The 18,622-nt window shown below is 53.6% G+C and carries 17 protein-coding genes and 1 pseudogene; 12 read left to right on the top strand and 6 right to left on the bottom strand.

From position 1 onward, the window contains the following. The first annotated feature begins 184 nt into the window (after positions 1-184). Positions 185-2,914: a cation-transporting P-type ATPase gene (locus tag ACTJKZ_RS10500; protein WP_440829542.1), complete on the top strand. Its 2,730-nt coding sequence runs from the start codon at positions 185-187 to the stop codon at positions 2,912-2,914. Here ACTJKZ_RS10500 and ACTJKZ_RS10505 read toward each other — a convergent pair. Beyond that, positions 2,903-3,934, bottom strand: a complete 1,032-nt coding sequence (locus tag ACTJKZ_RS10505; RefSeq protein ID WP_222925518.1) for an AI-2E family transporter — start codon at positions 3,932-3,934, stop codon at positions 2,903-2,905. The two genes, ACTJKZ_RS10500 and ACTJKZ_RS10505, sit on opposite strands and share 12 nt — an antisense overlap. A gap of 200 nt (positions 3,935-4,134) precedes the next feature. On the opposite strand from ACTJKZ_RS10505, the gene ACTJKZ_RS10510 reads away from it, so the two are divergent. From ACTJKZ_RS10510 to ACTJKZ_RS10540, 7 genes are all read left to right on the top strand, one after another. Beyond that, a complete protein-coding gene (locus tag ACTJKZ_RS10510) occupies positions 4,135-4,749 on the top strand; it encodes a TetR/AcrR family transcriptional regulator (RefSeq protein WP_285088829.1) in 615 nt (204 codons plus the stop codon). A gap of 49 nt (positions 4,750-4,798) precedes the next feature. After that, positions 4,799-5,698 carry an alpha/beta fold hydrolase gene (locus ACTJKZ_RS10515; RefSeq protein ID WP_161736393.1) on the top strand — a complete coding sequence of 300 codons (900 nt, stop codon included), beginning with the start codon at positions 4,799-4,801 and terminating at the stop codon, positions 5,696-5,698. Positions 5,699-5,939: 241 nt separating this feature from the next. Beyond that, positions 5,940-7,127 (top strand): M20 metallopeptidase family protein, encoded by a 1,188-nt coding sequence (locus ACTJKZ_RS10520; RefSeq protein WP_440829543.1) that lies wholly within the window; start codon positions 5,940-5,942, stop codon positions 7,125-7,127. Between the two features lie 21 nt (positions 7,128-7,148). After that, positions 7,149-7,997 carry an ABC transporter substrate-binding protein gene (locus ACTJKZ_RS10525; RefSeq protein WP_222925522.1) on the top strand — a complete coding sequence of 283 codons (849 nt, stop codon included), beginning with the start codon at positions 7,149-7,151 and terminating at the stop codon, positions 7,995-7,997. Between the two features lie 6 nt (positions 7,998-8,003). Beyond that, positions 8,004-8,729 carry an ABC transporter permease gene (locus tag ACTJKZ_RS10530; protein WP_202605044.1) on the top strand — a complete coding sequence of 242 codons (726 nt, stop codon included), beginning with the start codon at positions 8,004-8,006 and terminating at the stop codon, positions 8,727-8,729. Positions 8,730-8,738: 9 nt separating this feature from the next. Next, entirely contained in the window at positions 8,739-9,425 is a 687-nt protein-coding gene (locus ACTJKZ_RS10535) for an ABC transporter permease (RefSeq protein ID WP_161736099.1), read from the top strand. Continuing rightward, complete coding sequence (locus ACTJKZ_RS10540) at positions 9,422-10,201, top strand: ABC transporter ATP-binding protein (protein WP_010246775.1); 780 nt, start codon at positions 9,422-9,424, stop codon at positions 10,199-10,201. The genes ACTJKZ_RS10535 and ACTJKZ_RS10540 overlap by 4 nt, the downstream gene beginning before the upstream one ends. A 64-nt stretch (positions 10,202-10,265) precedes the next feature. On the opposite strand, the gene ACTJKZ_RS10545 is transcribed toward ACTJKZ_RS10540, so the two are convergent. Further along, complete coding sequence (locus ACTJKZ_RS10545; protein ID WP_161736100.1) at positions 10,266-10,859, bottom strand: TetR/AcrR family transcriptional regulator; 594 nt, start codon at positions 10,857-10,859, stop codon at positions 10,266-10,268. Positions 10,860-11,002: 143 nt separating this feature from the next. On the opposite strand from ACTJKZ_RS10545, the gene ACTJKZ_RS10550 reads away from it, so the two are divergent. From ACTJKZ_RS10550 to ACTJKZ_RS10565, 4 genes are all read left to right on the top strand, one after another. Beyond that, positions 11,003-11,404: a RidA family protein gene (locus ACTJKZ_RS10550; protein ID WP_253417844.1), complete on the top strand. Its 402-nt coding sequence runs from the start codon at positions 11,003-11,005 to the stop codon at positions 11,402-11,404. 129 nt (positions 11,405-11,533) lie between these two features. Next, positions 11,534-12,094 (top strand): fasciclin domain-containing protein, encoded by a 561-nt coding sequence (locus tag ACTJKZ_RS10555; RefSeq protein ID WP_440829544.1) that lies wholly within the window; start codon positions 11,534-11,536, stop codon positions 12,092-12,094. 61 nt (positions 12,095-12,155) lie between these two features. Beyond that, positions 12,156-12,704: a sigma-70 family RNA polymerase sigma factor gene (locus tag ACTJKZ_RS10560; RefSeq protein WP_285088817.1), complete on the top strand. Its 549-nt coding sequence runs from the start codon at positions 12,156-12,158 to the stop codon at positions 12,702-12,704. After that, a complete protein-coding gene (locus ACTJKZ_RS10565) occupies positions 12,701-13,378 on the top strand; it encodes an anti-sigma factor (protein ID WP_285088816.1) in 678 nt (225 codons plus the stop codon). Before ACTJKZ_RS10560 ends, ACTJKZ_RS10565 begins: the two co-directional genes overlap by 4 nt. Before the next feature lie 338 nt (positions 13,379-13,716). On the opposite strand, the gene eptA is transcribed toward ACTJKZ_RS10565, so the two are convergent. From eptA to ACTJKZ_RS10585, 4 genes and pseudogenes are all read right to left on the bottom strand, one after another. Continuing rightward, a complete protein-coding gene (gene eptA, locus ACTJKZ_RS10570) occupies positions 13,717-15,402 on the bottom strand; it encodes a phosphoethanolamine transferase EptA (RefSeq protein ID WP_440829545.1) in 1,686 nt (561 codons plus the stop codon). A gap of 567 nt (positions 15,403-15,969) precedes the next feature. Further along, a pseudogene (locus ACTJKZ_RS10575) lies at positions 15,970-16,314 on the bottom strand (LysR substrate-binding domain-containing protein); the annotation flags it as partial. 67 nt (positions 16,315-16,381) lie between these two features. Further along, positions 16,382-17,695, bottom strand: coding sequence for an NAD(P)/FAD-dependent oxidoreductase (locus tag ACTJKZ_RS10580; protein ID WP_440829546.1), 1,314 nt, complete (start codon positions 17,693-17,695; stop codon positions 16,382-16,384). A gap of 177 nt (positions 17,696-17,872) precedes the next feature. After that, complete coding sequence (locus ACTJKZ_RS10585; protein WP_253417822.1) at positions 17,873-18,490, bottom strand: dTMP kinase; 618 nt, start codon at positions 18,488-18,490, stop codon at positions 17,873-17,875. Positions 18,491-18,622: the final 132 nt, after the last annotated feature.

An 18,622-nucleotide genomic window follows, 5' to 3' on the forward strand; every position in this document is an offset into this window, starting at 1 on the left:
AAACAAAAACAACGTTGTTATTCTCATAATATAGGTTAGATTTAATTTAGCCATTTTATGTTATTCATCAGACGTTTCTTACCTAAATATGATATCGGTCATTACCGGCGGGAGCGGCTCCCCGCAAAATGCATGTCTTTTAATTGCGCCTTTAATTCATCGCTAAATGGCACGAGGTTTATATATGCTAAATAATGATAAGCAGGATAAAGCGTTAGCTTTATCTGAGCGCCCCTGGTATCAGCGTAGTGTAGTCGAGATATTTTCTGACCTGCAAAGCTCTCCAGCAGGATTATCGACTGCTGACGCACAGGAACGTCTGCATAAACAGGGGCCAAACGCGCTGCCGCAAAAAGCGGATAAATCAGCGCTGTTCAAATTTATCGCCCATTTTAAAGATGTGCTGATTTATATTCTGCTGGCCGCAGCGGTGATCACCGCGCTTATGGGCCACTGGGTTGATACCTTTGTCATTATCGGCGTGGCCGTTATCAATGCCCTAATTGGCTTTATTCAGGAGAGCAATGCCGAGAAATCGCTGAAAAGCATTCAGAACATGCTCGCCAGTGAAGCGATGCTGGTGCGGGACGGCAAACAGGTCACCGTCGCAACACGCGATATTGTGGTCGGTGACGTGGTGATGTTACGACCCGGCGACAAAATCCCGGCTGACCTGAGACTGTTTGAAGTTAATAACCTGCGGGTTGAAGAGGCGATACTTACCGGCGAATCAACGGTGGTGTCGAAGAAAATCGACACGCTGAGCGGTGAAAAATCGCTGGGGGACCGTCTGAATCTGGCGTTTTCCGGCACCACAGTCAGTTCCGGCACCGCCTCAGGTGTGGTCATCGCCAGTGGGGGGGACACGGAACTGGGCCATATCAACGAAATGATCAGCGGCATAAAAGAGGCTAAAACCCCGCTGCTGGTGCAGATCGACAAACTGGGTAAAGCGATCTTTTTCATCATCCTGCTGATGATGGTCGCTCTGTTTATCTTCGGTTACCTGCTGCGTGACATTCCATTGGGTGAGCTGTCTCTTTCCGTGATCAGCCTGGCGGTTGCGGCCGTGCCGGAAGGTCTTCCCGCTATCATCTCCATCATCCTGTCGCTGGGCGTGCAGTCGATGGCGCGCACTAAAGCGATTATCCGTAAGCTGCCGACTGTCGAAACACTGGGCGCGATGTCCGTGATCTGTTCCGATAAAACCGGCACGCTCACCATGAATGAGATGACGGTGAAAGCCGTAGTGCTGGCGAAGAGCCGCTGGCGCGTCAGCGGAAACAGCTATGAACCCAAAGGGGAGATTGTTGCTGAGCAGGGCGACGCAAGTGGACTCTCTGCGGCCCAGGATCCGCTGTTTCAGCAGTTCCTGCATGCGGTAGACACCTGTAATGAAAGCCAGCTGCGTCAGGAAAGTCAGGGTCACTGGACGATTGTTGGCGGCCCGACTGAAGGCGCGCTGAAGGTGCTGGCGGCGAAGGGCCAGACGACACCTCAGCCGGTTGAGGTGGTGAGCAAGCTGCCGTTCGATTCCCTCTATAAATATATGGCGGTCAGTTGTGTTGCCAGCGGCGAGTCTTATGTGCTGCTGACCGGTGCGCCAGATGTACTGCTGACGCTGTGTCAGCAGCAGCAAACACCGGAGGGCGCCGAGCCGATTGATCGCGCTTACTGGGATGCCGCTATCACCACTTACGCCAGCGAAGGGCTGCGCACCGTAGCCGCCGCCTGGAAGCGAACATCTGCACCCGTTACCGCGCTGGACCATGCCGATCTGAAAAGTGACATGGTGCTGCTGGGTCTTGCCTGCATGATGGATCCCCCACGCCCGGAAGCGATTGCCGCCATTGACGAGTGTCAGAAAGCGGGTATTCGCGTCAAAATGATCACCGGCGACCATCAGGAAACCGCGATGGCGATTGGTCAGATGCTGGGTATTGGTAACAGTCAGGCCGCCATCACCGGCTACCAGCTTGAACACATGAGCGATGCCGAACTGGCCGACGCCGCAAAAACCTATGACATCTTCGCCCGAACCAGCCCGGAACATAAACTGCGTCTGGTGAAAGCGCTGGAAGCGAGCGGTGAGATCGTCGGCATGACCGGCGACGGTGTGAATGACGCACCGGCGCTGAAACAGGCCAACGTCGGCATTGCGATGGGCATCAAAGGCACCGAGGTGACAAAAGAGGCGGCCGATATGATTCTGGCCGACGATAACTTCGCCACTATCGCTGCGGCGGTGAAAGAAGGACGTCGCGTTTACGACAACCTCAGGAAAACCATTCTGTTTATCATGCCAACAAACCTGGCGCAGGGCCTGCTGATTATTATCGCGATTCTGATGGGCAATCTGCTGCCGTTGACTCCGGTACAGATCCTGTGGATGAACATGGCGACGTCGGCCACGCTGTCGTTTGGTCTGGCGTTTGAACCTGCTGAAGCCAATGCGATGCGCCGGCCACCGCGTAATGTGAAAGCGCATGTAATGGATGCTTATGCTATCTGGCGCGTGGTGTTTGTCGGCCTGCTAATCTCCATCAGTGCCTTTGTGCTGGAGGCCTGGCTGCAACCGCGCGGCTACAGCGCTGAGTTTATCCGCACCGTCCTCCTGCAGATGCTGGTCACCGCGCAGTGGGCTTACATGCTTAACTGCCGTAATTCTGATGGCTTCTCACTGGATCGCGGTCTGCTGAAAAACCGCGGAATCTGGCTGGTGACGCTGGTACTGATTGTTCTTCAGGCGATCATTATCTATGTGCCATTAATGAATACGCTGTTTGGTACGCGCCCACTGCCAATTAACTACTGGCTGATTTCGCTAATTGTCAGCATCGCGATCTTCATTGTGGTTGAGATCGAGAAACGCCTCACCCGCACATGGCGGGTGAAGACGGCGTCACTGAGTTAACTCTGACTCCGGGTCCTGCTGCGGATTGCTCGCCAGCAGGACCTTCTTAATCAGATAGGTCAGAGGAATAGCCAGTATCCCGCCCGTAATCCCCAGTAATGCCTGCCAGAAGAGAAACGCCAGCAGCTGTGTGGTGAGCGCCAGATTGAGTCGTTTACCAATCAGCAGAGGTTCAATCACCGAACTCAGGCAGAGGTTCAGCACCATAAAGAAGCCTGAGACTGCCAGCGCAACCTGTAAATCAAACATGATGTAGCTCTGGATCACTGGCGGAATTGCGGCCAGGAAAGAACCCAGCACCGGCACGTAGTTAAAAATAAACATTAACACGCCCCAGAAAAAGGCAAACTTCAGTCCGATCAGGTGTGCACCTAAACCCACGATGATCCCGCCAAGAATACTGGTCAATGTTTTCACCCTGGCATAAACAATAACGCTCTCAATTCCCTCCTGCAGCGCCAGATAAAAGGCCTGATTTTTTCCGCTGACCCGCTGCTGAAGCGCCGCTTTCAGCAGCGGCATCTCATAGAGCATGAACAGCAGCATCAGGAACACCATGATCCACCAGGAGATGACGCCGGGAATTTGCGTCAGAAATGCAGTGACGATGCGCACTATTGCCCCCGCATCCACAAAGGTCAGCAACTGGTCGGGCGTCATACCGATATCGAGCCGGGCAAAGGCCAGCGTCAGCTGTTCAAGCCGGGCCGCCAGCAGCACGGGCGCCTGGCGGCTGAGCTGCATCAAATCGGGGGTCAGCACGGTTAACTTGAGGATAGTGACCACCATGATCAACAGCATCAGCATAATCATCAGTAGTGACGAGACGATGCGCGGTATGCGTTTGTTTTCCAGCCGGGTAATCAGGGGATCAAGCATGATGGCCAGTAACATCGCCAGCAGGACCTGATTGATCAGCGGTGCTGCCAGATAAAGGCCGGTGAGAATAATGGTCAGACAGGCGAGGATAAACAGCACGCGTGCCAGTGGCGGCCACAGGGTGAACCAGCTCATTCCCATGATTGGGCTCCTTCAGCAAAGATAAGCTGCAGTATAGATGAGGCTTAAGCTTCAGTGCCTTGCGTCAGGTCAGAGGGGGGAGGGGCTGGAGAAAGGTTATGAAATGCGTATCAGCGTCATAATGCATTGTTTAGCTGCTGGGAAAAAGATTTTCATTGCGGGACAAATCAGTCTATCTTAAAGGAAATGATCATTCTCTAATGGTGTTTGCGATGAACGATAACCGTTTTAAAGAGCGGGGACGACCGCGGGCGTTTGATACCGATGCGGCACTGGACAGCGCAATGCTGGTATTCCGGCAAAAGGGCTATCACGCCACCTCGATAGGCGATTTGGGCCAGGCAATGCAACTCACTACCGGCAGCATCTATAAAGCTTTTACCGACAAGCGCACGCTGTTTGCAAGCGTCTTTGCTCGCTATCTCTCAATGCGTACCAGCAGTTTAGCCGCGCGGCTGGCGCAATGTGAAAATGGCCGTGAGAAACTGGCGGCGCTACTCAATTTTTATGTGGATTCAGTGCGCGATGTCGAAGGTGAGCGCGGCTGTCTGGTCGCTGTCAGCGCCGTGGAGCTGCAAACTCTGGATGAGGAACTTGCCGGAGCCGTCAGCGCGGCGCTAATACGCAACCAGCAGAATCTGCAGCAGATAATCAGCCTGGGTCAGCAGGATGGTTCGATCAATCCCGCACTGGACAGAGAGGCCACCGCTTCGTTAATGCTTTGCATCGTGCTGGGGATGCGGGTAGCCGGTAAAGTTGCTGCGACCCGGCCCGATGTCAGCATCATCCCCCTGGCGCTGAAATTACTCGACTAAATTTTTTATTCATTAAGGAAGTGATCGTTTCCTTATTTTCAGAGGTTTTATGCACGTATATCCACTCTACCAGCACCACTTCATTAATATTGACGCGCAGCGGCTGCACTACCTCAGCGCAGGCAGTGAACACGCTGAGACTGTGGTTTTGCTCGCGGGTTTCCCGCAAAGCAGTTATGCCTGGCGGGAGGTTATTCCCTTGCTTGCCAGCCGCTTTCACGTGATCGCACCCGACCTGCCAGGGCAGGGTGATTCTGACTTTCCAGCCAGTGGTTACGACACTGACAGCGTGGCAGAGCGCATACTGGCGCTGCTGGACCTGCTGGGTATCGAACGCTTTCATCTGGCCGGGCATGATATCGGGGCGTGGGTCGCCTGGTCACTGGCGGCAGGCCATCCCGAAAAGGTCAGGCGTCTCGCGCTGCTGGATGGCGGCATTCCCGGCATCACACTGCCTGACTTACTGCCAATGGTGGGTGATAGCGCCTGGAAAACCTGGCATTTTGGATTTCACTGTGTGGATGATTTACCGGAAGCGCTGATCACTGGCAGAGAGGCGATCTACCTGGACTGGTTTTTTAACCGTAAGTCAGCTAATCCACATCGCATCGATGCGGCAGCCCGTCGTGAATATCTGCGCGTTTTTCAGCAGCCCGGAGCCTTGCGGGCCGGACTGGCTTTTTACCGCGCTTTTGCACAGTCGGCAGAACAGAATCGACAGCGCGCGTTAACAGGCAAACTGGCTTTACCGCTGCTGGCTGTCAGTGCCGACCAGGGATCGATACCCGATATGGCCACCCCGCTGCGCACCGTAGCGCATCAGGTAAGCAGTGAAACTGTTCTCAACTGCGGCCATTTTATTCCCGACGAACAACCCGAGAAATTAGCGGAAATACTGGCAGACTTCTTTGTTCCCTCTCCGGATAAAAGCGCAATATCACCTCAGTGACAGTAGGGAAAGTAATGTCGTGTGGCGGATTATTAATATTATTGCTGATCCGCTGTTATCTCATACAGGTTTCCAATAAATAACACTATCTTATTGATTTTTAAGCATGTAGAGCAGGCTGTTGCGCGTTGCTTTCTGTCGCGTGCTGTGAATAAATAAACGGTCATCAACGTCCGCCATCAGGATAAGATTAAATTAGCGGTCGGCAGCAAAGTGCCGATCGCATATTGCCGGGGCTGCTATGAATCAGGAAAAAGCACGACTGGCCGGGGAAATAAAAGCCAGAGTTAATGAACTTGAATCGCAGTTAGTGGCGATTCGACGTGATATCCATGCGCATCCGGAATTAGGCTTTGATACGCTGCGTACCGCCAGCCTGGTCACAGAGTATCTGCAGGCGCTGGGACTCAATCCCCGCACCGGCGTTGGTCGCAGCGGTGTTGTGGTGGATATCGACGGCGCAGAGCCGGGTAAGACGCTGCTGTTGCGCGCCGACATGGACGCGTTGCCAATCCATGAGCAGACCGGTTTACCGTTTGCCAGCCGCTATCCCGGAAAAATGCATGCCTGTGGGCATGATATTCACACCGCAACGATGCTGGGTGTGGCAACGATCCTGCCGCACTATCGTCAGCAGCTCAAAGGCCGGGTCCGGCTGATATTCCAGCCCGCGGAGGAGACGCCAGAAAGTGGCGCTGAGGCGATGATTGCGGACGGCGCGGCAGATGGCATCGACTGGGCCGTGACCCTGCATAACAAGCCTGAACTGGCTGCGGGGGAAGTCGCCCTGACGCGCGGGGCCAGCACCGCCTCCAGTGATGAATTCGACGTTACGGTACATGGCGTATCGACCCACGCGGCACGTCCTCACATGGGCACCGATCCGATTATCGCGACCGTGCATCTCATCAGCCAGCTACAGACCCTCATCTCACGTGAACGCGATCCCGCTTACTCCGCCGTACTAACCATCGGGCACATTCAGGGTGGTACCACCCACAATATCATTCCCGATAGCTGCCTGTTTCAGGGCACCATCCGGACTAAGTCGCCGGAAGTACGCGCTGCTATGGAAGCCTCGTTTAAACGGATGTGCGAAGGGGTGGCGCTGGCGCAAAACGTACGGGTGGAGGTTAACTTCCAGCGCGGCGTGCCGCCTCTGATGAATGACGATCGTTTGATCGATTCACTGGAACAGATTCTGTCGCATCAGTTTGATAAGCCCATCATTGCGCAGCCCAGCGCCAGCTTTGGTGCCGAAGATTTTTCACTGTTCACGGAACGGGTACCGGGCTGCCAGATTCATATTGGATCGGCCACGCCGGGCCGTGACGATCACCTGCATAACTCCGACTATCAGCCGGACGAACGCAGCATTGCCGCCGGGACGCAGGCGCTGACCCGCCTTGCAATTGATTTACTCTCTTAATAATAAATAAATGAGGTTTATATGATGATGCGTAACCGCCTGTTCACGGCTTCTCTGACCGTGGCGCTGCTCGCCACTTCCGCGTTCAGCCAGGCGAAAGATTTCGGCACCCTGAAGTTTGCGACTGAAGCGGCTTATCCTCCGTTCAACCAGACCACACCGAGCGGCAAAATCGTCGGCTATGAGCCGGATATGGTGGCGGAACTGGCTAAACGTGCTGGCTTTAAATATGAAATCATCGCCCAGAAATGGTCGGGCATGATCCCAGGTCTTATCGACGGTAAATATGATGCGGTGATCGATGCGGTGACCGTAACGCCAAAACGTGCTGAAGCGATCGATTTTACCCATCAGTACACCGTCAGCGTCTCCAGCTTTGTGACTGCGAAAAAAAGCCCGCTGGCCACGCTGCCAGGCAGCGGCACGATTGTGACGGCGAATGATGACGCCGGCATGAAAAAAGCAATCGACGATCTGAAAACCACGTTCAAAGGCAAAACCATTGCGGTGCAGGTCGCCACCATTCAGGCGGATTTCCTTCAAAAATACCTGGGCGATGTTGCCACTATCCGCACCTATCAGGCGGGTCCTGAAACCTTCGCCGACCTGATGAATGGCCGGGTGGATGCCGTCATGGCGTCTCGTACCAACCTCAACGCCTTTGTGAAAAAACATGCTGAGTCGATCAGCAGCAGCGGCTATGGCTTCTCCGGTGGCGTGCTGGGCGCAGGCTCGGCGATTGGTCTGCGTAAAGGCAACAGTGAGCTGCAGCAGGTGCTGAATCAGGCGCTGGACGCCATGATCAAAGATGGGACGCTGAGCAAACTGTCGATCAAATGGTTTGGCGAAGATGTCGCGCCGAAAGCGTAACCGCTGATGCTGATGAATATTGACTGGCAGATACTGGGCTTCGGGGATGAGGGCTGGGGTGGCGTGCTGCTTAATGCCGCCGCCGTTACCGTCAGCGTATCGATATGCGCCTGGCTGCTGGGTGCGTTGCTGGGCAGCGTGCTCTGCTGGATACAGATTGCCGGTTCGCGCTGGCAGCAGCGACTGGCGGCAGGCTATATCACACTGTTTCGCGGCGTGCCGGAACTGCTGGTGATCTACCTCTTCTACTTCGGTGGACGACAGGTGGTCTCAACCGTGGGCACGGCGCTGGGCTTCCAGGGACCGTTCGATGTGAACGGCTTTGTGGCGGGCGCGATTGCCATCGGGCTGATCTCTGGTGCCTATCAGAGCGGGGTATTCCGTGGCGCCTTCTACGCCATTCCCGGCGGAACGCTGGAAGCGGCGACCGTGACCGGCATGGGGCGGCTGATGATGTTTCGCCGCATTATCGTGCCGCAGGCGTTACGCACTGCGCTGCCCGGCATGGGCAACCAGTGGCAATCGGTGATCAAAGAGTCGGCGCTGGTCTCGGTCACCGGACTGGTGGAAACGATGAACCAGGTCTCCACCGCAGCCAACTCCACCCAGATGTCCTTTTTCTTCTACAGCGTGGGTGCGGTGATCTACCTGATTATCACCACCTGTTCCGATATGGTTTTCCGCTACGTGGAAAAGTTTGCGATGCGCGGTCAACAGCGCGTGAAGGGATAAGGAGTCCACGTGGATATCATGTTTTTACAGCAGACGCTGCTGGCGCTGCTGAAAGGATTGCCGCTGACCATCAACCTGGCGCTGCTCTCACTGTCTGGCGGCGGCGTGCTGGCGCTGCTGCTTAACCTGCTGCGCATGACGCGTGTCGGCAGCGTTTTCTGTCGCTTCTACGTCTGGCTGTTTCGTGGTACGCCGCTGCTGATACAGATCTTTATGGTCTATTACGGTCTTGGCAGTTTACCGGCGGTGCGGGAAAGCCTGTTCTGGCCGCTGCTGCGCGATCCCTACTGGTGCGGCTTGCTGGCGCTGATTCTGAATGATGCCGCCTACACCTCGGAGATCCTGCGCGGCGGGCTGCGTGCCGTCAGTCAGCAGTCGCTGGAGGCCGCTAAAGTCTCGGGCATGTCGTCGTATAAAATCTTTACTCGCATCACTTTACCGATTGCGATTCGGCAGGCATTGCCGGCTTACAGCAATGAGATCATCTCGATGATCAAAGCGACGTCGCTGGTCAGCACTATCAGCCTGATGGAGATGACTGGCATTGCCGACTCGATAGTCTCTTCCACTTTCCGGGCGCTGGAGGTGTTCCTGAGCGCAGCGGTGATCTATCTGATACTCACCATGCTGGTCAGCAAAGGCGTATCGATGCTGGAACGACGCTTATCACCTTACTATTTTGGAGCACGCTCATGACCGCACCCACCATCATGCTGAGTCATCTCAGAAAGAGTTATGCGGGACACGAAGTGCTGCACGACATCAGCCTGACTGCGCAGGATGGCGATGTGATTTCGCTGATCGGTGCCAGCGGCTCAGGCAAAAGTACGCTGCTACGCTGCATTCCGTTTCTTGAAGTGCCACAGGCAGGCGAAATTGCGGTCGGCGAGGTGAACGTCACGCTGGATAACGCCGACGAAAAACTGAGCCGCGAGCAGCGCCGTCGCATCAAGCTGATGCGAATGCAGCTCGGCTTTGTATTTCAGAGCTTCAACCTGTGGCCGCATAAAACGGTGATGCAGAACATCATTGAAGCACCGGTTCATGTGCAGAAGCGCAGCCATAAAGAGGCGATTGAAGAAGCAGAAGCGCTGCTCCATAAAGTAGGACTCTATGCAAAACGCGACGCCTGGCCGTCGCAGCTTTCCGGCGGACAGCAGCAGCGCGTGGCGATTGCCCGGGCGCTGGCGCAGCAGCCGAAAGCGATCCTGTTTGATGAGCCGACCTCTGCGCTGGATCCGGAGCTGGTGGGTGAAGTACTGCGGGTGATCCGCAGTCTGGCAGAAGAAGGGCGCACCATGATTATCGTGACTCATGAAATGGGCTTTGCGCGTGACGTATCGAACAAAGCGGTGTTTCTGCATCAGGGGATGATTGAGGAGTCGGGCTCACCGGAACAGGTGTTCCTCGATCCGATCTCGCCGCGCTGTCGTGCCTTTGTGAACAGCCACTTTGAGCGCAATGCAGGCTAAAGCAACCGGGATGATGCAATCTGGCTTCAGCACTGATGGCTATTGTTTGAAGCCATGTTCAGGATTAATCACTCTGGCGCAGGCCGCCCGTCAGCTGGATAAACACCTCGATCATCTTCGGCAGTGCCTTTTCCGGGTCACGGCTGGAGCCGACCCAGAGTGCGGCATTCAGCGCTGCGCTGTTCAGCAGATGCGCGGCGGCATCGGCGTCTACCGGCTTGATCGTTCCGCTTTCGATCAGCTTCACAATCGTTTCGCGCGTGGCTGCCAGACAGCTGTTCTGGCTGGGCCAATGCGCGGGATCGCCCAGAAACGCCGGGCCATCGCGCAGCACAATACGCTGCACTTCGGCCTCCATAGCTAACTGAATATAGGCAATGCCTTCTGCCACCAGCTTCTCCCACTCATCTGCCACGCCAGATGCGGCTGCTTTAGCCCGCTGTGCCATCTCACCATCAACCTGTGCCACGACCGCTGCCAGCAGCCCTTTTTTATCGCCGAAATTATGGTAAAGCGCACCACGGGTCAGGCCAACGCTGGACGTCAGTTCATCCATTGATGCTGCCGCAAACCCTTTTTCAGCAAATGCGGTGCGCGCCGCTGCAATCAGCTTTGCACGGTTCTCTTCCATTGTTTCAGCGCGACGTTTAGCGGCCATAAGCTCTCCTTTCACATACGCCTCGTATATTATTTGACATACGAGGCGTATGCATGATTAATGTGACATACGCCGCGTATATTAAATCAATCCTGTGTACGCCGCATCCTGCTTTCCAGACTGACGCTATGAAAGGAACCACTATGATTACGCGCGAACCTGTTTTCCCCGCTAACCGTCATGCCCTGTATGAGCAGCATGGTTATTCTGCTGCCATCCGCTCAGGCGATCTGCTGTTTGTCTCCGGTCAGGTGGGCAGTCGTGCTGACGGCACGCCCGAACCCGATTTTGCTGCTCAGGTTGAACGGGCGTTTGAAAATCTGGCGGCCACGCTCGCTGCGGCAGGCTGCACTTTTGACGACCTGGTCGATGTCACCACGTTCCACACCGATCCGGAGAACCAGTTTGAAACCATCATGCAGGTGAAGCAGCGCATTTTTCCGCAGCCGCCTTATCCTAACTGGACAGCGGTAGGGGTCACCTGGCTGGCGGGATTTGATTTTGAAATCAAGGTGATTGCCCGCATTCCGCCACAACAAAAATAATCTGTTCGTGCCGTAAACGGATGCCGGAAGAAAATAATTAAAAATTTTTGCATCCGTTTTCTTCACTCATTCGTATTAACAGATAAGGGCACATCGGCCCTGTCTGCAAACTCAATGAGGGAAGTGAAAATGAAACCATTCCTGCCAACTCTGCTTTTTTCTGCATTAGTTTTCAGCGGTACCACCTATGCGGCATCCATGGACAGCGATACGGTCATGGTCGGTGGCGCTGCCATGTACCCGTCAAAAAATATTGTTGAGAATGCTGTTAACTCGAAAGATCACACCACGCTGGTCGCAGCTGTTAAGGCTGCCGGTCTGGTTCCGACACTTGAAGGGAAGGGGCCATTTACCGTTTTCGCGCCGACCAATGCCGCCTTTGCAAAATTGCCGCAGGGCACCGTCGACTCTCTGCTCAAGCCAGAGAACAAACAGAAGCTCACCAGCGTTCTGACCTATCACGTGGTCGCAGGAAAACTGGATATTAAAGCACTGGAGAAAAAAATCAAATCGGGTGGAGGCAAAGCGGAGCTGAAAACGGTAAATGGCGCATCCCTGTGGGTGATGGCAAACGGCCCGCACAACATTCAGCTTAAAGATGCTCAGGGCAATGTCGCTAACATTACCACTTATGATGTGAATCAGAGTAACGGCGTCATTGACGTTATCGATACCGTGCTGATGCCGTAAAGCGTTACCTATACTGTGTGTAGCCACTGATACTGTGGCTACACCTTTAACAGGGAAGCCGATGACAAAAACTGTGCCTCATATTCAGGCTGACTTAATGAACCAGATTGCCTGCGGCGATAAATCTGCGCTGGCGCACCTCTATCACGTCCTCTCACCCCGGCTTTACGGCATTATTCTGCGTATGGTCAGACGGCGCGACTGGGCAGAAGAGATCCTCCACGACACCTTTATTCAAATCTGGCAGTCGGCAAACGACTACGACCACAAGCGCAGTGAACCGCTCATCTGGCTCAGTCACATTGCAAGAAACAAGGCGATCGATTTTCTGCGTAAACACGAGAACAGATGCTGTTCGATAGAGGAAATCAGCGAAGCGGAAGCGGGCTTTGAGCGTTCACGTCCCTCTGACGACAGTCCTGCAGAGGCGCGCCGCCTTCAGCACTGTATGGCGCAGTTACCGTCAGAACAGCGACAAAGCCTTTCGCTCGCCTATTATCGTGGCCTGTCACAGAGTGAGATCGCACTCTCCATGAGCCAGCCCGAAGGCACGGTAAAAAGCTGGATCCGTCGCGCGTTAACCCATCTTCGGGAGTGCATAGGCTTATGACTGGTCAGGAAAATGATGATCTCACTGCCGCGGAATATGTGCTTGGGCTAACGGACGCTGACACCCGGCAACGGCTGGATAAACGCTTTAATGACGATGCAGCCTTTGCCGCTGAGGTGGTGCGCTGGCAGAACGCGTTCAGTGGCATTGACCAGACGACTCAGGAGGTCGCACCGCCTTCTGCACTCTGGCAGCAGATTGCGCAGGATCTTGAGCGGAAACCTGGCCTCCCCGGAAAAAAACGCAAACAGCAGCATCCCGGATTATGGCTCGGCTGGGGCCTCGCCGCGGCAATGACCGGCATCCTCGTTTTTAGCTGGGTGACGAAGCCCGATGCCACACACGCGCTGCAGCCGATTGCGGTACTCAGCGGCGCGCAGCCAGATACACAGTTTGTCGTGAGTCTGGACAAGAGCGCGTCATTAATTCAGGTTTCTGCACTGAACGTCACGCTGCCCGAAAATAAAAACTTACAGCTGTGGCTGATTGAGGGCAGTGCTCCGCCACAATCACTGGGACTGATCGATCACCGTGACAGTAACGCCTTTAAGTTGCCTTCCGGGGAGCTGGATAATAAGACCATACTGGCGGTAAGTCTGGAACCGGTGGGTGGTTCTAAACTCAGCGGGCCGTCCGGGCCGGTGATTTTCCAGGGCAAAGTCACGCTGCTTTAACCTTTATCAGCAGGGTAACCCCCTGCTGCAAGGCCATTCATGCGTGCCCCGGCCTGGGGCCGTGTTTTCATATTGTGATCACTTTATGACTGAACCACCGCCTCTAAAGCTGACTGAAATATGGTGGTCCGTCCGGCCGTCCGGCCGTCAGGATAGCCCGGATAGCCTTGACATTCATTAATGCAGGGCCGCTTATCCGCCATGACTGCCGGTTCGGACATTGCGCTGAGACGCTCATGCTGTAAGCACAGGAATGACGGCATTACGTATCCTGCTCTTTTGCCTGGCAGAGATAGTCAGGAACGTCTGCTCAGTGCGAGGTGATATCACGGAAATAATCATTGTTTCAGCGCCCTGTCAGGGGCTTTATCACTTTTGTTTTGGGCGAGCTGATTCCGGCATGTCGCCAGTATATCGTCTGCTGCGACATATTCGCGGGTCTGAACGCCGGTCATGCCCAGCATGGTTGAAAAAAGATTATCCTGAGAATGTTTTTGCGAAGTCGCCAGCCGGTTCAGGCATGTGTAGTCCACGCCATAACGCTGCTGGTAATCGGGTGACAGCCAGATCAGCAGCGGCACGCGAGTCTGAAATTCAGGTGCGATAGCATAGGGCAGGCCATGCAGATAGACGCCTTTCTCGCCCAGTGACTCACCATGATCTGACAGATAAACCAGACTGGTTGTAAACTTCTCCTGATGGGCTTTGAGTAATTCAATCGCTTTATCGACAATATAGTCCGCATAGAGAAGGGTATTGTCGTACGTATTAATCAGTTGCTCCTGAGAGCACTCCTGAATCTGTTTCGTCTCACAGGTCGGCGTAAATTTGCGAAACGCCGGCGGATAACGGTGATTATAGGTCGGCCCATGGCTGCCAATCGTATGCAGCACAATCACGCCATTACCCTTAAGCTGATTGATATAGGCTTCCAGCCCATGAAAAAGCACCTCATCATAGCACTCGCCTTTGATGCACATTTCCGGAAGATTGAGCGCTGTCATATCCTGATTAGGCACCCGGTCGCAGGCACCTTTACATCCTGCATCGTTCTCATGCCACAAAACGCTCAGGCCAGCTCGCTGAATAATATCCAGTAATCCCTCCTGATGACTGGCCAGCGCATCATCGTAGTGCCTGCGCGGCATATTTGAGAACATGCAGGGGACAGAGACCGCCGTAGAGGTGCCACAGGATGCGACGTCAGGAAAATAGACAACATCTTCTTCTGTCAGCAAAGGGTTGGTAGGGCGCGGGTAACCGCCCAGAGAAAAATTAGCGGCGCGGGACGTTTCGCCTACGACCAGAATCGTCAGGTTCTTTTTCGGGCCGTTAAGCATCTGGGGGCGTTGATGCGCATCTTCACCTATTTTCACCAGAGGAAGATTCGCCCGCTCGCGATGATTATAGTAAGAGAGCGAGGCAGCAATAAAATTAGAGGGGCTCAGGGATTTCAACAGCTCGTGGTTATTGCGAATCAGTGATGCATAGTCTTTATAAAAAAACATCGCTATCAGCGCTATTAATGCAACTGAAATAACCAGGCTTAATCCGCGCTGAAGTAATCCCTTCCACACCGGTACCGACTTTCTAAAAGCAGGCCAGAAGGTGAGTGCGGCCATAAAGAAGCCGGTAAAGAAAATGACTAATATCATCTTCGGCGTCAGCAGTGCCAGGCTTTCAGCGGGTGTGGTGTCCACCATATTGGTAATCATTGAACGATCAAGAACGATGCCATAGTGCTGAATAAAGTACTGGGCTATGGCAGCGACAACGATAAATAACGCAAGGGTTATTCTCTCCAGCCAGAAAAAGGAGGCCAGCGTTACCACACTATTTATCACACACAACGCGACAATCGGCATGGAAAGGAAAAACAGAATATTGCCTATCCTGTCTGGCGCGATAAGTGACCAAGCCTGTTTGTAAAAAGGGAAATTGAGGAAAACAGCGATATAAAGCGAGAATAGCAGTATGAACGCGGCGCGGGGCAATACGGGCTGACTGACATTAAATCGTGGCATAAAGGTATTCCATAACCTTGCGGGAATAAGCCAAAAAAGTTCTTTCTGAAATAATCAGTAAGCGTTAATAAAATTTATATGCCAGCAACTCTGAATTAAGTAGTTGATGACCGTGATAATGTAAATAACTGCTTTAAAACATCTGTCTAATACCGTTAATAACCTGATTATTTTACGAGAGGCTCATTTTCACCCCTGACAATGTTAAGTAAAAATGAACTTTTTGCTACACTTTGTGCGGTTTATGTGGTTAATTTGTGATGCCGATCACGCCGGTTCGTTTAAGAAAACGCGATTTTAAACCTGACTGGGTCGTGTTACTTAACGATTGGATAGCTGCCATGGATGTGAATCGGAACTTATAGAAAAAATAGCGTCAGTGCTTGTTTATTCTCTTTTGCAAAATCAATGCGTGCGGGTGTGCCAGATTAAAAGTAGTGAATTTGACAATCCCCTCAGTATGAGCAGGCTTGTGCTTAAACCTGTGATTACTATCTCTGGCTGCCACTTTTGTGGTCAGCGTATCAGTTTGCTAAAGACTTCAGCCGTTTCCCCTTAAGCGATCTCTTACAACAGGTTTTCAAGCCACTCGGTAAAGACACGCACTTTATGGGAGAGGTGGCGATGCGGATAAAGAAGCGACAATTTGCGTTCAGGAGAAGGATTGTCAGGTAACACCTCTGTTAACAGCCCGCGGTCGATATAAGGTTGCAGGAAGACATTCATTCCCTGCATGATTCCCAGGCCGGCAAGGCCTGCAGCAACGTAAGCTTCTGAGTTACCAACAACAAGCTTACCCGATGGGCTGATTTCAGCGATACCTCCGGGAATAGGGAATGTCCAGGGCATAATTTGTCGGCTGCTGCTATTAATCCAGTTAATAGCCTGATGATGCTGCAGATCTTCTACCGTTTAACGAAAAGGCGGGCCTGAATAAATATCCTCATAAGCGGTCTGTTCAGGCCCGTTTTTATAAAAATCAAACTTCCTTACGGCCCAGATATCGCTCTTTCATCAGCGACAGGGCAATGCCGATATCCAGCGCTGGCGAGGGTGGCATGACATTGGCTTTGCCCAGCGACAGCATATCTGCAATATGCGGGTTATCCTGTTTCATCATGAAATCCGCCAGCAGCGTGCCTGCCACGGTCTGCTTTGAAATGCCTGCGCCGTTACAGCCGCCCGCCGTGCAGAGAAATTTGTTCAGCATACCCCATTCCGGCGCGCCGTTACGCGTGACGCTGATGGTGCCAGACCAGGTGTGGCTGATCTTCACACTGCCCAGCGTCGGATAGACTTTCTTAAATAAGTGCGCATGCAGCCGGGTCGCCTCATAAGTCCGGGCTACGTTCACCTGGCCCCTGAGCGCGGGTATGACATGCTGGCGAATCAGGAAACAGCGATCCGAGGTAAAACGGAAGGTCGCTCCGGCAATGGCATTAACCGGCGTGAGTCCCCAGCTCTGCATCGGGGGCAGGGTAGCCAGTTGTTCGTCCGTCAGCGGATCGGTGATGCTGGCGAAGGTAGCCATGGCAGCCTGACGCGAAAGCCCCGGACGCAGCTCCGGTGATAGTGCGTTGGTGGCCAGCATCACTTTTGGCGTTTTAATCATCCCAAAAGGTGTCAGCACTTCAGCCATGCTGCCGTAACGGATCCCCAGCACGGGTGTGTTATCGAAGCGCTGAACATTCTCAGGTAAACACGCGTTCAGGCCGGCAGTCAGCTGCGCCGGATTAACCAGCACGCAGCCCGGTGTATAAATCCCTTTGCTGTAAAAGCGCGTACCGAGTTTCTGGTACAGCTCCTCGCTGTCTGACATCTGCCACGGCTCGTTCATCAGATCGAGATGGCTGGCATACTCCTTTAAAATAGCGTCATTACCATGTTCAGCCTGACAGTGATATTTGCCGACCCGTTCCCAGTCGCACTGAAGATGATGCTGCGAAATAACCTGCTCCAGCTGACGAATGCCTTCCTGAAGCAAGTTCCGGTATGCGTTTGCCTTCTTTAATTCAGCAGTTGAACTGCCAATATTATGCGGCAGGCCGATAACGAAGCCGGAATTACGTGCCGATGCGCTTTGCTGCGTGCTATGAGCTTCGACGATAATGATTTTCAGGTTCGGATTGATTTCTGCCAGACGGCGCGCAAAGGCGACGCCTGCAAATCCTGCCCCGACGATGACCCAGTCTGCAGAGATATCGCCCTGCAACGCTGGCTGTGGCGAAAAACTGTGCTCACCCGCAGGCCAGCCCGGTTGATTATGATTGAATGGTATTGATGCGTAGCGCAATTCCCTGTGCCTTATATAAAAAATAAAGCAATTTTATAGGGGAAAGCGGGATGCCAGTGCCAGCGGTAATCTGACTTATCTTGATTACAGACAAGTAAAATAAAGGGTTTTTTCTGCACAACCCGATGCGCGCGGATTTGCGGAGGAAAGAGGATAACGCGCCCACAGATTTGCTATTCAGGAGCGGTAAAGCATGCTGTTAATTTCAGCCACCACCTGCATCGTTGCCTCATCAATGCTCCCTTCATTGCGGCATAAAAACCAGCCGTTATTCGCAACTTCCTGCTCAAACGCGCGGGTGCAGGCGATATGTTCTTCCAGCCGGTGAATTACCGTACTTCCCAGGCCACGCGATCGTGCTGCGGCTCTTTCCCAGGATACCTCGGGCGCAGTGACCACCCCGACATGCAGATCTGGCGCGCGGACGTTGTGCTCACGGTTTAGCTGCAGAATCTCTGTAAACGGAACCATCCGGCGAAACGCGGCATCCGATGGATACCAGCGATCCATCAGGATAACGCTGTCCTGCGGCTGTTTAGCCAGTACGTTCTGTGAAATCCAGGCGCGGCTGACAGCAAAGCGCTGACAGATTTCCCATTCCAGATCTGCCGAGGGATCTCTGGCGAGCCGGTTAACCAGCGCCATGGATTCCGACCTGAAAGGATCGCTCTTTTTCTCGCTGAGTCGGATCACTTTCAGGTTGTCTGCCCTGAGCACTTGCGTGATGGCCTCCAGCAGCGTGGTTTTACCGGCTCCCTTGGGGCCATCCAGAGAAACAAACAGCTGACGACTCATGCCCGGAATGACGATTGAGTCAGGATTGCAGTAAAAGGTACATTCGCTAAAAGCATGTTATTTCCTGGTGTGATAAGCGGGTATTTTCCTGAGCCGTCAGCCCTGGTTGCGAGAACAGAATCGAGGAGTAGT

Origin of the sequence: Pantoea sp. 22096, assembly GCF_052045955.1 — a bacterium.
Classification (GTDB): Bacteria; Pseudomonadota; Gammaproteobacteria; order Enterobacterales; family Enterobacteriaceae; genus Pantoea; species Pantoea alfalfae.

What these genes read in the sequence shown, in the direction of transcription:
- ACTJKZ_RS10515 (WP_161736393.1), top strand. Translation starts at nt 4,799, where the DNA reads ATGCACGTATATCCACTCTACCAGCACCACTTCATTAATATTGACGCG.
- ACTJKZ_RS10545 (WP_161736100.1), bottom strand. Translation starts at nt 10,859, where the DNA reads ATGGCCGCTAAACGTCGCGCTGAAACAATGGAAGAGAACCGTGCAAAG.
- ACTJKZ_RS10555 (WP_440829544.1), top strand. Translation starts at nt 11,534, where the DNA reads ATGAAACCATTCCTGCCAACTCTGCTTTTTTCTGCATTAGTTTTCAGC.
- eptA (WP_440829545.1), bottom strand. Translation starts at nt 15,402, where the DNA reads ATGCCACGATTTAATGTCAGTCAGCCCGTATTGCCCCGCGCCGCGTTC.
- ACTJKZ_RS10505 (WP_222925518.1), bottom strand. Translation starts at nt 3,934, where the DNA reads ATGGGAATGAGCTGGTTCACCCTGTGGCCGCCACTGGCACGCGTGCTG.
- ACTJKZ_RS10585 (WP_253417822.1), bottom strand. Translation starts at nt 18,490, where the DNA reads ATGAGTCGTCAGCTGTTTGTTTCTCTGGATGGCCCCAAGGGAGCCGGT.
- ACTJKZ_RS10525 (WP_222925522.1), top strand. Translation starts at nt 7,149, where the DNA reads ATGATGATGCGTAACCGCCTGTTCACGGCTTCTCTGACCGTGGCGCTG.
- ACTJKZ_RS10540 (WP_010246775.1), top strand. Translation starts at nt 9,422, where the DNA reads ATGACCGCACCCACCATCATGCTGAGTCATCTCAGAAAGAGTTATGCG.
- ACTJKZ_RS10520 (WP_440829543.1), top strand. Translation starts at nt 5,940, where the DNA reads ATGAATCAGGAAAAAGCACGACTGGCCGGGGAAATAAAAGCCAGAGTT.
- ACTJKZ_RS10510 (WP_285088829.1), top strand. Translation starts at nt 4,135, where the DNA reads ATGGTGTTTGCGATGAACGATAACCGTTTTAAAGAGCGGGGACGACCG.
- ACTJKZ_RS10500 (WP_440829542.1), top strand. Translation starts at nt 185, where the DNA reads ATGCTAAATAATGATAAGCAGGATAAAGCGTTAGCTTTATCTGAGCGC.
- ACTJKZ_RS10560 (WP_285088817.1), top strand. Translation starts at nt 12,156, where the DNA reads ATGACAAAAACTGTGCCTCATATTCAGGCTGACTTAATGAACCAGATT.
- ACTJKZ_RS10565 (WP_285088816.1), top strand. Translation starts at nt 12,701, where the DNA reads ATGACTGGTCAGGAAAATGATGATCTCACTGCCGCGGAATATGTGCTT.
- ACTJKZ_RS10550 (WP_253417844.1), top strand. Translation starts at nt 11,003, where the DNA reads ATGATTACGCGCGAACCTGTTTTCCCCGCTAACCGTCATGCCCTGTAT.
- ACTJKZ_RS10530 (WP_202605044.1), top strand. Translation starts at nt 8,004, where the DNA reads ATGCTGATGAATATTGACTGGCAGATACTGGGCTTCGGGGATGAGGGC.